The organism is Actinocrinis sp. (assembly GCF_035938995.1).
Lineage (GTDB): Bacteria > Actinomycetota > Actinomycetes > Streptomycetales > Catenulisporaceae > DASZGI01.
The window spans coordinates 1-13,202 of record NZ_DASZGI010000034.1 but is presented as its reverse complement, the minus strand read 5'-3'; the positions used below and the strand labels follow the sequence as shown (position 1 = coordinate 13,202).

10 protein-coding genes, 1 tRNA gene and 1 pseudogene are annotated in these 13,202 nt (G+C 67.9%); all 12 read left to right on the top strand.

Features of this window, described 5'->3' with window-relative positions:
* Positions 1–483 (top strand): TetR/AcrR family transcriptional regulator (locus VGZ32_RS02070; protein WP_326884043.1); only part of this gene is annotated, 483 nt, incomplete at its 5' end.
* A 314-nt stretch (positions 484–797) separates the two neighbouring features.
* Positions 798–2,255 (top strand): DHA2 family efflux MFS transporter permease subunit, encoded by a 1,458-nt coding sequence (locus VGZ32_RS02065; RefSeq protein ID WP_326884042.1) that lies wholly within the window; start codon positions 798–800, stop codon positions 2,253–2,255.
* A 235-nt stretch (positions 2,256–2,490) separates the two neighbouring features.
* Positions 2,491–2,563: transfer RNA gene (locus VGZ32_RS02060), tRNA-Trp, on the top strand.
* 130 nt (positions 2,564–2,693) lie between these two features.
* Positions 2,694–3,047: a preprotein translocase subunit SecE gene (gene secE, locus VGZ32_RS02055; protein WP_326884041.1), complete on the top strand. Its 354-nt coding sequence runs from the start codon at positions 2,694–2,696 to the stop codon at positions 3,045–3,047.
* A 128-nt stretch (positions 3,048–3,175) separates the two neighbouring features.
* On the top strand, positions 3,176–3,913 hold the full coding sequence (nusG, locus tag VGZ32_RS02050) for a transcription termination/antitermination protein NusG (protein WP_349263451.1): 738 nt from the start codon (positions 3,176–3,178) through the stop codon (positions 3,911–3,913).
* 270 nt (positions 3,914–4,183) lie between these two features.
* Positions 4,184–4,615, top strand: coding sequence for a 50S ribosomal protein L11 (rplK, locus tag VGZ32_RS02045; RefSeq protein WP_326884040.1), 432 nt, complete (start codon positions 4,184–4,186; stop codon positions 4,613–4,615).
* A gap of 135 nt (positions 4,616–4,750) precedes the next feature.
* Complete coding sequence (gene rplA / locus VGZ32_RS02040; RefSeq protein WP_326884039.1) at positions 4,751–5,464, top strand: 50S ribosomal protein L1; 714 nt, start codon at positions 4,751–4,753, stop codon at positions 5,462–5,464.
* A 214-nt stretch (positions 5,465–5,678) separates the two neighbouring features.
* On the top strand, positions 5,679–6,551 hold the full coding sequence (locus tag VGZ32_RS02035) for an LppX_LprAFG lipoprotein (protein ID WP_326884038.1): 873 nt from the start codon (positions 5,679–5,681) through the stop codon (positions 6,549–6,551).
* Between the two features lie 552 nt (positions 6,552–7,103).
* A complete protein-coding gene (gene rplJ / locus VGZ32_RS02030; RefSeq protein ID WP_349263450.1) occupies positions 7,104–7,760 on the top strand; it encodes a 50S ribosomal protein L10 in 657 nt (218 codons plus the stop codon).
* A gap of 64 nt (positions 7,761–7,824) precedes the next feature.
* Positions 7,825–8,208 (top strand): 50S ribosomal protein L7/L12, encoded by a 384-nt coding sequence (gene rplL / locus VGZ32_RS02025; protein WP_326884037.1) that lies wholly within the window; start codon positions 7,825–7,827, stop codon positions 8,206–8,208.
* Between the two features lie 743 nt (positions 8,209–8,951).
* Complete coding sequence (gene rpoB / locus VGZ32_RS02020; RefSeq protein ID WP_326884036.1) at positions 8,952–12,476, top strand: DNA-directed RNA polymerase subunit beta; 3,525 nt, start codon at positions 8,952–8,954, stop codon at positions 12,474–12,476.
* Positions 12,476–13,202: pseudogene (locus VGZ32_RS02015) on the top strand (DNA-directed RNA polymerase subunit beta'); the annotation flags it as partial. The gene rpoB and the pseudogene VGZ32_RS02015, both read left to right, overlap by 1 nt.

Genomic DNA, 13,202 nt, shown 5'->3' with positions numbered 1-13,202 from the left:
TACGAGGGCGCGACCACGGCGGCGGTCGCCAAGCGGGTCGGCGTCTCGCAGCCCTACCTGTTCCGGCTGTTTCCGACGAAGAAGGACCTCTTCCTCGTGGCGAGCGAGCGGAACATGAACGACACGCTGCTGCTCCTGCGGGAAGCCGCGGGCGGCAAGACCGGCACCGAGGCGCTGGAAGCCATGGGCAGGGCGTATCAGGAGAAGCTGATCACGGACCGCGAGTGGCTGCTGATGCAACTCCAGACGTTCGCGGCGTGTTACGACGACGACGTCCAGCACCAGACCCGGCGCTGTCTGCAGGACCTCTGGAACGAGATCGAGAAGCTGACCGGCGGGGTGTCGGTCGAATCCCGGGTGACGTTCTTCGCGATGGGGATGTTCTGCAACGTCATCGCGGCGGTCGGGCAGATCGAGGGCACTGACACGGCGTGGGCGCCGATCCTCGAGGCATTGACGAACGTGAAGCACGTGCTGCGTTAGGCGCTTAGCCGCAAAACCCGAGAGCGGTATCCCTCGGGCCGATTTCTGACGACTGAAATTAGTGACTGATTACTACTTATCGAAGTTAGTTATCGATAACTTTGCTTAAGGGGTGTGGGCAGATGAGTAGGACGACGGCAGAAGGCATCGAGGGACGAGAACTGGGTGTGGCCCGTGCGAGAGATCGCGAGGGCCAGATGCAAATGACGGCGGCGGGGGATGCCTCGGGTCGGGCGCACGCGGCAGCTGTGGGCCGGGCCGGCGGCACCGAATCCGGGCGACCGGCTACCGCTGTCGCGGATCCACCGACGGATGTGCTGCCCGATGAGCCGAAGAACATCGGCGCTGCTGCGGCCGCCTCCACCATTGGTCACCCGATACGCACATTCATCGTCGTCGCGGCCGCCATGTTCATGGCCCAGCTCGACAACCTCGTGGTCACCTCCGCGCTGCCGTCGATCCAGAAGTCGCTGCACGCAGGTCTTCAGGGACTTCAGTGGACCGTCTCGGCCTACACCCTCACGTTCGCGGTCTTCCTGCTCACCGGCTCGACTCTGGGTGACCGCTTCGGCCGCAAGCGCCTGTTCACGCTCGGGCTCTCGCTCTTCACCTTGGCGTCGGTCGCGTCCGCGCTCGCTCCGGACATCGGCAGCCTCATCGCCGCCCGCGCTGTGCAGGGACTCGGCGGTGCGATCGTCGTCCCGCTGACCCTCACGCTTCTGTCGGCGGCGGTCCGTCCCGAGCGGCGCGGGCTGGCGATCGGCGGCTGGGGCGCGCTGGCCGGGCTCGCGATCGCTCTCGGCCCGGTGATCGGCGGCGGCGTCGTCGAGGCCGCCTCGTGGCAGTGGATCTTCTGGCTCAACGTTCCGATCGGCCTGGTGCTGGTGCCGGTCTCCCGGTTCTGGCTCACCGAGAGCCGTGGCCCGGCCCGTCGCCTCGACCTGACCGGCACGGTGCTGGCCAGCCTCGGTCTGTTCGGCGTCGTGCTGGGTCTGATCCGCGGCGGTTCGATCGGCTGGACCAACCCGCAGGTGCTCGGCGGCTTCATCGGCGGCGCCGCGCTCCTGGCGGCGTTCATCGTCCAGGAACTGCGCTCCCCGCACCCGATGCTTCCGCTCACGCTCTTCCGCAGCCGCGCCTTCTCGCTGGTCAACGTTGCTTCGCTGCTGATGTTCTTCGGGATGTTCGGCTCGGTCTTCTTCCTGATCCAGCTGTTCCAGGGCGTCTGGGGCTACTCGCCGCTTGCCGCGGGCGTGCGGATACTGCCGTGGACCGCGCTGCCGATGGTCATCGCCCCGATCGCCGGCGCCCTGTCCGACCGGATCGGCGGCCGGGCGATCGTCGGCACCGGGTTGCTGATCCAGGCGGTCGCGCTCGGCTGGCTGGCCGCCGTGACCACCCCGCACGTGCCGTACGCACAACTGATCCCCGGCCTGGTCCTCGGCGGGATCGGCAACGGCATGTTCTTCGCCCCGATCGCCAACCTGCTGTTCGGCTCGGTGCGGCGGGAGCAGGAGGGCATCGCGTCCGGCGTCAACAACGCCCTCCGGGAGCTGGGCGGGGTCCTCGGCATCGCGGTGATGGGCGCGATCTTCTCGGCCCACGGCGGCTACGGCCCGACCCGTACGCTGAGCGCCGCGCAGCACTTCATCAATGGTCTGACGCCGGCGGTGTGGACCGGCGCCGCGCTCCTCGTCGTCGCCTCCCTCGCGATGTGGCTGACGCCCCGCGCGCAGGCGAAGGTCTACGTGGCCGCCGGCGCCGGAGCGTGACGCAGTGCGAATAAAGACGCAGCGCGAATAAAAGTGAAGAAAGTGAGGGCGTGGGCCCGGTGCGGAGTCGACATCGGGCCCACGCCCTCACATATAGAGATAGAGGTGGCGACTTGGCCGGTCGCCGCGCGGGTTGGCCGCGCGGCCGTACTCATTCGACGCGGCGCGGTCGGACCGTCTAGACTTCCCTCGTTCCTTGCGAGTACCTGAATTCCGGGTGTGGCCTGGGACGCAAAGGGTCGTAGCTCAATTGGCAGAGCACCGGTCTCCAAAACCGGGGGTTGGGGGTTCAAGTCCCTCCGGCCCTGCACCACAGCGGTATGGCGGAACCCGGCCGCGCCAGGGCAACCTTCATCAGCGGAGGTGGCCCTGGCGCGGCTTGCGTCGTACGCTGTCCGGTGCAACGCGCCACTCATACGGATCAGGGTGAGGTAGCAGGTGAGCCAGACGCGCAGCGACGCCGAGGACCTGGACGGGGCCCCCCAGGCGGTCGAGCCGCAGGACGCGGCCGAGCGCACCAAGGCCACCTCCAGAAAGGCCGCGAAGGACGCGAAGAAGGACCGGGCGTCCGCCGGCCGTCCCGCGAAGAAGGCCGCGCCCCGCAAGAAGCGCACCTCGCCCACCCTGTTCTACCGGCAGATCGTCGCCGAACTGCGCAAGGTGGTCTGGCCGACCCGCACCGAGCTGTTCACCTACACCTCGGTCGTGATCGTGTTCGTGCTGTGCATCATCGGCATCGTCGCGCTCATCGACTTCGGCCTGACCAGGGCGGTTCAGGCGGTCTTCGGCTGACCCGAGCGCGTGCGGCGAAGCGCGCGCGTCATTGCGGCTAGTCTTGAAGCAGTGAGAGTAGCCGCGGCGTGCCCGACGTCGCGCGGCGCACACGTGAGCTGAAGGAAGAAGAGGCCGCAGTGTCCGACATGACCGATTCGGTGGACTTCGACGAGCCGGGAGCCGTCACGGCCGACGCGCCGTTCGACGACGCCGACGCCCCCGTCGAGGCCACCGCGTACCCCGAAGTCGACACGCCCGAAGTGGACACGCCCGAGGACGTCCCCGAGCCCGAGGTGCCGACCGGTATCGACGAGTTCCGCGAGGCGCTGCGCCGCGCCCCCGGCGACTGGTACGTCGTGCACTCGTACGCCGGCTACGAGAACCGGGTGAAGCAGAACCTGGAGACCCGCATCCAGTCCCTCAACATGGAGGACTTCATCTTCCAGATCGAGGTGCCGATGGAGGAGGCGGTCGAGGTCAAGAACGGCCAGCGCAAGAAGGTCAAGCGGAACAAGTTCCCCGGCTATGTGCTGGTCCGGATGGACCTGACCCCGGACTCCTGGGGCGCGGTGCGCAACACCCCCGGTGTGACCGGCTTCGTGGGCAACGCGCACGAGCCGTTCCCGCTGACCACCGACGAGGTGGCCAAGATCCTCATGGCGGACCAGCCGCAGGCCGACGGCGCCCCCAAGGCCCCGGTCGAGGTGAAGGTGCTGGACTTCGAGGTCGGCGACTCGGTGACGGTGATCGACGGGCCGTTCGCCACGCTGCAGGCCACGATCAACGAGATCAACGCCGACTCGCAGAAGGTCAAGGGACTGGTGGAGATCTTCGGCCGGGAGACGCCGGTCGAGCTGTCGTTCAACCAGATCCAGAAGAACTAGGCGAGTCAGGGCTTCGGTTTCGGTTCGCGGCGCCGCTGGTCCCACGCCCTATGCGGGTGCGGGAATCGGGGGCGCCGCGGCGCTGTTCTGCCGTCTGCGGAGCGCGCCGATGGGCGCGGACCGCTTGCAAGATCACCCTTTTTGGCCCGACCGGGGCGTTCGGGTAACCTTGACAGCTGTGCCATGACCCCCTTTCCAGGCGCCTGGCGAGGCGTCGGGGCCCTCGTGCGCCAGATCAAGGGCATCACTTCCACAGTTAGGACCCGGAGCATGCCTCCCAAGAAGAAGCTCGCGGCTGTCATCAAGCTGCAAATCAAGGCCGGTATGGCGAACCCGGCCCCGCCGGTCGGTCCCGCGCTGGGCCAGCACGGCGTCAACATCATGGAGTTCTGCAAGCAGTACAACGCGGCCACCGAGGCGCAGCGCGGGCAGATCGTCCCGGTGGAGATCTCGGTCTTCGAGGACCGGTCCTTCACCTTCGTCACCAAGACCCCGCCGGCCGCCCGGCTCATCCTCAAGGCCGCGGGCCTGGAGAAGGGCAGCGCGGTGCCGCACAAGACCAAGGTCGGCACGCTGACCCAGGCCCAGGTGCGCGAGATCGCCCAGACCAAGCTCGAGGACCTGAACGCCAACGACCTGGACGCCGCGGCGAAGATCATCGCCGGTACCGCCCGCTCGATGGGCGTCACCGTCCAGGACTGAGGCCGGCGACCGCAGCGCAGCACAGCGCCGGAGCGCGGACGTCCTTACGTCCTCAAGCATCCGGCCCACCGTGGCAGGGCCTCGCGCGGCCCGCGGTGACCACGACTCCGTTTGATCCCACAGGAGCTTTCGACAATGAAGCGCAGCAAGAACTACCAGTCCGCCGCGGCCACCGTGGACCGCGAGGCGCTGTACAGCCCGCTGGAGGCGGTGCGCCTGGCCAAGGCCACCTCAAAGGTGAAGTTCGACGCGACCGTGGAGGTCGCCCTCCGGCTCGGGGTCGACCCCCGCAAGGCCGACCAGATGGTCCGCTCGACCGTCATCCTCCCGCACGGCACCGGTAAGACCGCCCGGGTCCTGGTCTTCGCCACCGGCGACCGTGCAGAGGCCGCCCGCGCCGCGGGCGCGGACTTCGTCGGCGGCGACGAGCTGATCGACGAGGTATCCAAGGGCTTCCTCGACTTCGACGCCGTCGTCGCCACCCCCGACCTGATGGGCAAGGTCGGCCGGCTGGGCCGGGTGCTCGGCCCGCGCGGCCTGATGCCGAACCCGAAGACCGGCACGGTCACCCCGGACGTGGTGAAGGCCGTCACCGAGATCAAGGGCGGCAAGATCGAGTTCCGGGTCGACCGGCACGCGAACCTGCACCTGGTGATCGGCAAGGCCTCGTTCACCGACCAGCAGCTGGTGGAGAACTACGCCGCCGCGCTGGACGAGATCCTGCGGGTCAAGCCGTCCGCCGCGAAGGGCCGGTACCTGAAGAAGATCACCTTCACCACGACGATGGGCCCCGGCGTCCCGGTGGACCCGAACCGCACCCGGTCCCTGCTCGCCGACGAAGAGGCGTAGCCGAACCGCGTCCGGGACGCGCGCGAACTCCACGCCCTCAGGCGTCCACGGCGCCTCGCCACCAACCGGTGGCGAGGCGCCGTCATCGTTTCGGCGGCCGTTTCAGTGCCAAATCGGTACGTACGGCCGGTACGCCCATCGGCGGCGGAGGGTAGCTTTTAAGCAGATCGGGTGACGGGGGAGGTGTCCACTACCCATGGGAAGGTTCTGGCACATGTCCAAGCGATACGGGTTCCTGGCAGGCGGTGCGGTTTTGGCGCTCGCGCTGACCGCGGCATGCACGAACAACGGGAGCGGCAACACCAGCTCGAACGGGGGAAGCAACAACAACGCGAACGGCGGGGCGGCGATCAACCTCTCGCCGGTCTCCGAGATCCAGGCGGCGCTCAGCAAGGCCGCGAACGACAAGACGGTCAGGGTGCACGGCACCATCAGCAGCCCGCAGGGGACCGGCACGCTCGATGCCCAAGAGCAGTTCGGCAACAACATCGAGATGTCGATGAACATGGGCATCGCCGGGATGCAGATCTCGGAGATCTGGCTCGACAACGACCTGTACATGAAGATCCCGGCGCTCTCGGCGGAACTGGGCGGCAAGCCGTGGGCGAAGATCAGCCTCAGCTCGATGGGGTCGCTGGGCTCGACGATCCAGCAGCTGGTCGACTCCGCGAAGAACACCGACCCGACCTCGCAGCTCCAGCCGCTGCTGGCGTCCGGAGACGTCACGAAGGTCGGTACCGACACGGTGGACGGCGTGCAGGCCACCCACTACAGCGGCACCGTGGACCCGGCTACCGCCTTCGACAGCTCGCAGGCTGCGAAGAACCTGACCCCGGCTCAGATATCCCAGCTCAAGTCGATGCTGAGCAGCGCCGGCGTGAGCAACGAGAAGATCGACGTCTGGGTCGCCTCGGACGGGCTGCCGGTCGAGGAGACCATCAGCATGACCACCAGCGCGGGCGCCGAGAAGGTCGACCTGCACCTGTCCGGCTGGGGCGCACCGGTGTCGATCACCGCGCCGCCGGCTGACCAGGTCGCCGACGCCTCGTCGATGCTGGGCGGAGCGCTGTCCTCGCCGACCAGCTGAGCCGAGTTACGTCGATCCCGCCCGTACGGGTGGTTGCTTTGTGCGCCGCGTCCTGTGAATCAGGGCGCGGCGTTCGGCTGTTCGTCGGCGCAGTGTGGTGAGCCGGAGGGCCACGTGCCGGCGCGGCAGTGAACTGGGGGCCACTCGATCTTGTTAACATATGAACATCGGATAAGGGAGTAGCTGGGGAAGTGAGTGGGCCGATGAAGCCCATCAAGCAATGAAGTTTGAATTGCCTGCCCCCACGTCATGTATGCTTGACAGCATCCAATGACCGCTGGTCGCGCCAGCCTGCCCGGACCTCCGGGCGGGGAAGGCAGCCGAAGGTCCCGTGGAACGTCGAACCACCCGCCTGGCGGGTGAGGAGGCGCCCCGCGGGCGGCCCGCGCAGGTGTGTGGAGTGTCCCGCTTCGCGCTGGGGCTGCCTGGTTGTGCATGGCACAGTCCGGCCTCGGCGTGGCACGCCCCGTGCGCTTGCGCCGGGGCTTTCTGCTTTTCCTTCCCAGGCGTGCGGGGCCGGCGGTCCGAAACAACCGTCCCGGAAGGAGGGCCATGGCGAAGGCTGAGCGTCAGGCCGCCGTCGAGGAGATCACGGAGCAGTTCCGTGGGTCCAGCGCGGCATTGCTGACCGAGTACCGCGGGCTCACCGTGAAGCAGCTCAAGCAGCTGCGTCGTTCCCTGGGCGCGGACACGCAGTACGCCGTCGTGAAGAACACCCTGACCAAGCGTGCCGCCGCCGAGGCGGGCATCGCCGGTCTGGACGCGCTGCTCGCCGGCCCCTCCGCCATCGCCTTCGTCAAGGGCGACGCGGTGGAGGCGGCCAAGGGTCTGCGCGACTTCGCGAAGGCGAACCCGCTGCTGGTGATCAAGGGCGGCGTGATGGACGGCAAAGCGCTGTCCGCCACCGACGTCACCAAGCTCGCCGACCTCGAGTCGCGAGAGGTCCTGCTGGCCAAGGCGGCCGGCGCCATGAAGGCGTCGCTGGCGAATGCCGCCGCGCTCTTCCAGGCGCCGCTGACGCAGTTCGCCCGCACCGCGGACGCGCTGCGCGCCAAGGTCGAGCAGGGCGGTGCCGCCGTGTCCGATAACGCGGTGTCCGATAACGCAGTGTCTGACGACGCTGTGTCCGACGCCGTTGTATCTGACACCGCTGTATCCGACACCGCCGTGTCCGACGCAGCACCGAGCGACGCGGCCCCGGCCGAGTAGCAAGTCCCGCCCCCACTCGTAGTTTTCCGGCGCACCGCCGCCCCATCGAAAGGAAACGCCGATCATGGCGAAGCTGAGCAACGAAGCGCTCCTTGAGTCCTTCAAGGAGATGACCCTCATCGAGCTGTCCGAGTTCGTCAAGCTGTTCGAGGACACCTTCGACGTCAAGGCCGCGGCCCCGGCCGCCGCCGTCGTCCAGGCCGGTCCGGCCGCCGCCGCCGAGGAAGTCGTCGAGCAGGACGAGTTCGACGTCATCCTCGAGTCCGCCGGCGAGAAGAAGATCCAGGTCATCAAGGTCGTGCGCGAGCTGACCTCGCTGGGTCTGAAGGAGGCCAAGGACCTCGTCGACGGCGCGCCGAAGGCGCTGCTCGAGAAGGTCAACAAGGAGGCCGCGGAAAAGGCCGCCGACGCCCTCAAGGCCGTCGGCGCCGGCGTCACCGTCAAGTAGCGGACACGCCGCGGTTACCGCGCACGGCGTGCGACAACGCCGGGCGGTCGACTTGCGTCCCACGGGGGCGCGATCCGGGAGACCGGATCGCGCCCCCGCCGGATTTTCACCCCTTGTTCTCCACATGCACCCGAAAGAGTCAACCGGGCGCTCCACTCGAGTGACACTCCACCAGCATCCTCACAATGCGGATAGCGCAGGTGGTCCCCGATACCGGCCCTGACCGGCGACGAGACACCCCGCGTGGCTGGTAAGTCTTGACGAAAAGCTCTAGGCGCGCGATTCTTCGGACGTCTGGTTGCACCGCGACCGCCCTGTTTCCATGGCAGCGCACATCGGGGCGGATCCGCGGACTGAAGTCGGACCGGTACGAGGACTTGTGTTCGATGGTCCTTGTCGGTGGCGAGGAGTAGTTTCCTCGACCGGGCGCGGCGGGAGGGCTCACCGCACCCGGGTGGAGGACCCGGGACAGCGCTCAGCACGCTTCGCGTCCGCTGGCGCGACGCGCCCGGTTACCGCCGCCGACCTGGGAAAAGAACCAAGTCGAGGAACCGGGCTCGACAGCAGTTGGCCTTTCGGCTACACTGCTCGTTTGCGCTGCCTTCTACCATCCTCGCACGCTCCGGAGTCGGTCGGTAACTCCTCCACCCACCGTCCGGCGACCCGTGGGCGGATCCTGTACCGGGGCATGATCGTACAGGCGGCGCGCAGTGAGTCCGAGCCCTCGGAAGGACCCCGTCACCTTGGCCACCGCCGCCTCGCGCACCGTGAACGGTAACAACCAGAACGCCTCCAGCACCGCCCCCCGCAGGGTCTCCTTCGCCAAGATCCGCGAGCCGCTCGAGGTCCCCAACCTCTTGGCGCTCCAGACGGAGAGTTTCGACTGGCTGGTCGGAAACCAGATCTGGAAGGACCGCATCGCCGCCCAGCAGGCCCGGGGCGTCGACGTTCCCACCACCTCCGGCCTGGAGGAAATCTTCGAGGAGATCTCTCCGATCGAGGACTTCTCCGGGTCGATGTCGCTGACCTTCCGCGACCACCGCTTCGAGCCCGCCAAGTACTCGATCGACGAGTGCAAGGAGCGCGACTTCACCTACGCCGCGCCGCTGTTCGTGACCGCTGAGTTCACCAACAACGAGACCGGCGAGATCAAGAGCCAGACCGTGTTCATGGGCGACTTCCCGCTCATGACCAACAAGGGCACCTTCATCATCAACGGCACCGAGCGGGTCGTGGTCTCCCAGCTCGTCCGGTCGCCCGGCGTGTACTTCGAGCGCTCCGTCGACAAGACCAGCGACAAGGACGTCTTCAACGCGAAGGTCATCCCCTCGCGCGGCGCCTGGCTCGAGCTGGAGATCGACAAGCGCGACACGGTGGGCGTGCGCATCGACCGCAAGCGCAAGCAGAACGTCACCGTCCTGCTCAAGGCGCTCGGCTGGGACGACGCCAAGATCCTCGAGGAGTTCGGCGAGTACGAGTCGATGCGCCTGACCCTGGAGAAGGACCACACCGCCACCCAGGACGACGCGCTGCTCGACATCTACCGCAAGCTGCGGCCGGGCGAGCCGCCGACCCGCGAGGCCGCGCAGAACCTGTTGGAGAACCTCTACTTCAACCCCAAGCGCTACGACCTCGCCAAGGTCGGCCGCTACAAGATCAACAAGAAGCTGGGCGTGGACCAGCCGCTCGACCAGGGCGTGCTGACCGTGGACGACATCGTCGCCACCATCCGCTACATGGTGAAGCTGCACGCGGGCGAGATCGAGATGCCCCCGGCCCGCGAGGGCGCGCCCACCATCGTGGTCGAGGTCGACGACATCGACCACTTCGGCAACCGCCGCCTGCGCACCGTCGGCGAGCTGATCCAGAACCAGGTCCGCACCGGCCTGGCCCGCATGGAGCGGGTCGTGCGCGAGCGGATGACCACGCAGGACGTCGAGGCGATCACGCCGCAGACGCTGATCAACATCCGGCCGGTCGTCGCCTCCATCAAGGAGTTCTTCGGCACCAGCCAGCTGTCCCAGTTCATGGACCAGACCAACCCGCTGTCCGGCCTCACGCACAAGCGCCGCCTCTCGGCGCTGGGCCCCGGCGGCCTGTCCCGTGAGCGGGCCGGCTTCGAGGTCCGCGACGTGCACTCCTCCCACTACGGCCGGATGTGCCCGATCGAGACCCCGGAAGGCCCGAACATCGGCCTGATCGGCTCGTTGGCCTCCTACGGGCGGATCAACGCCTTCGGCTTCGTCGAGACCCCGTACCGCAAGGTCGAGAACGGCCGGGTCACCGACCAGGTGGACTACCTGACCGCCGACGAGGAGGACCGCTTCGTCATCGCGCAGGCCAACTCCCCGCTGGCCGCCGACGACACCTTCACCGACGAGCGCGTCCTGGTGCGCCGCCGTGGCGGCGAGGTGGACTACATCCCGCCGGCCGACGTGGACTACATGGACGTCTCGCCGCGCCAGATGGTGTCGGTGGCGACCGCCATGATCCCGTTCCTCGAGCACGACGACGCCAACCGGGCGCTGATGGGCGCGAACATGATGCGCCAGGCGGTCCCGCTGCTGCGCAGCGAGTCCCCGCTGGTCGGCACCGGCATGGAGTACCGCGCCGCGGTCGACGCGTCCGACGTGATCTCCGCCGGGAAGCCCGGCGTGGTCACCGAGGTCACCGCCGACTACGTCACCACCGCCAACGACGACGGCACCCAGACCACCTACCGGGTGGCCAAGTTCCAGCGCTCCAACCAGGGCACCTCGTTCAACCAGAAGGTGATCGTGGACGAGGGCGCCCGGGTCGAGCTCGGCCAGGTGCTCGCCGACGGCCCGTGCACCCAGCAGGGCGAGATGGCGCTCGGCAAGAACCTGCTGGTCGCGTTCATGCCGTGGGAAGGCCACAACTACGAGGATGCGATCATCCTCTCCCAGCGGCTGGTGCAGGACGACGTCCTGTCCTCGATCCACATCGAGGAGCATGAGGTCGACGCCCGCGACACCAAGCTGGGTCCGGAGGAGATCACCCGGGACATCCCGAACGTGTCCGAGGAGGTGCTCGCGGACCTCGACGACCGCGGCATCATCCGGATCGGCGCGGACGTGGTGCCCGGCGACATCCTGGTCGGCAAGGTCACGCCCAAGGGCGAGACGGAGCTGACCCCGGAGGAGCGGCTGCTGCGCGCGATCTTCGGCGAGAAGGCCCGCGAGGTCCGGGACACCTCCCTCAAGGTGCCGCACGGCGAAGAGGGCAAGGTCATCGGCGTGCGCATCTTCGACCGGGACGAGGGCGACGAACTGCCGCCCGGCGTCAACCAGCTGGTCCGGGTGTATGTGGCGCAGAAGCGCAAGATCACCCACGGCGACAAGCTGGCCGGCCGGCACGGCAACAAGGGCGTCATCGCCAAGATCCTGCCGCAGGAGGACATGCCGTTCCTCGAGGACGGCACCCCGGTGGACATCATCCTCAACCCGCTGGGTGTCCCCTCCCGGATGAACCCGGGGCAGGTCATGGAGACCCACCTGGGCTGGGTGGCCAAGACCGGCTGGCAGGTCGAGGGCGACGACGAGGAATGGAAGCGCCAGCTCCAGGCCATCGGCGCGCACGAGGCCGAGCCCGGCACCAACGTGGCGACCCCGGTCTTCGACGGCGCCCGCGAGGACGAGATCACCGGCCTGCTCGGCTCCACCCTGCCCAACCGGGACGGGGTGCAGCTGGTCGGCCGCTCCGGCAAGGCGCGCATGTTCGACGGCCGCTCCGGCGAGCCGTTCCCGTACCCGATCGCGGTCGGCTACATGTACATCCTCAAGCTGCACCACCTGGTCGACGACAAGCTGCACGCCCGGTCGACCGGCCCCTACTCGATGATCACGCAGCAGCCGCTGGGCGGTAAGGCCCAGTTCGGCGGCCAGCGGTTCGGCGAGATGGAGGTGTGGGCGCTCGAGGCCTACGGCGCGGCCTACGCGCTGCAGGAGCTGCTGACCATCAAGTCGGACGACGTGACCGGCCGGGTGAAGGTCTACGAGGCCATCGTCAAGGGCGAGAACATCCCCGAGCCGGGGATCCCCGAGAGCTTCAAGGTGCTCATCAAGGAGATGCAGTCGCTCTGTCTCGACGTCGAGGTCCTGGCCGTGGACGGCCGTGAGATCGAGATGCACGAGCTGGACGAGGACGTGTTCCGCACCGCCGAGGAGCTGGGCATCGACATCAGCCGCAACGAGCGCGGCTCGGACGAAGAGGACGAGCGGCGCGCCGCAGAGAGGAGCTTCTCCTAATGGCTCTGGATGTCAACACCTTCGACCAGCTGCGCATCGGGCTCGCCACCGGCGACTCCATCCGCGGCTGGTCCAACGGCGAGGTCAAGAAGCCGGAGACGATCAACTACCGCACGCTGCGCCCCGAGAAGGACGGGCTCTTCTGCGAGAAGATCTTCGGTCCGACCAAGGACTGGGAGTGCTACTGCGGCAAGTACAAGCGCGTGCGCTTCAAGGGCATCATCTGCGAGCGCTGCGGCGTCGAGGTCACGCGTTCGAAGGTTCGCCGCGACCGCATGGGCCACATCGAACTGGCCGCGCCGGTCGTGCACATCTGGTACCTGCGCGGCACCCGCAGCTGGCTCGCCTACCTGCTCATGGGCACCGAGCCCCGTGAGGAGCTCAAGGCCAAGCAGCTGGAGAAGGTCATCTACTTCGCCGCCAACCTGGTCACCTGGGTCGACGAGGAGAAGCGCCACCAGGACCTCCCGAGCCTCGAGAACGAGATGGCCGAGGAGATCGCGGACATCGAGAAGAAGCGCGACCTCGACATCGACCGCCGCTTCAAGGCCCTCGAGGAGGAGCTCAAGGCGCTCGAGAAGGAGGGCGCGCGCGACGCCGAGATCAAGGCGCGCCAGCGTGCCGTCGAGAAGGAGATCCAGTCCGCCCGCGAGCGCGCCCAGGAAGAGGTGGAGATCGCCCGGCGCTCGCTCGACGAGTTCCGCAGTATGCACGGCCGCCAGATCA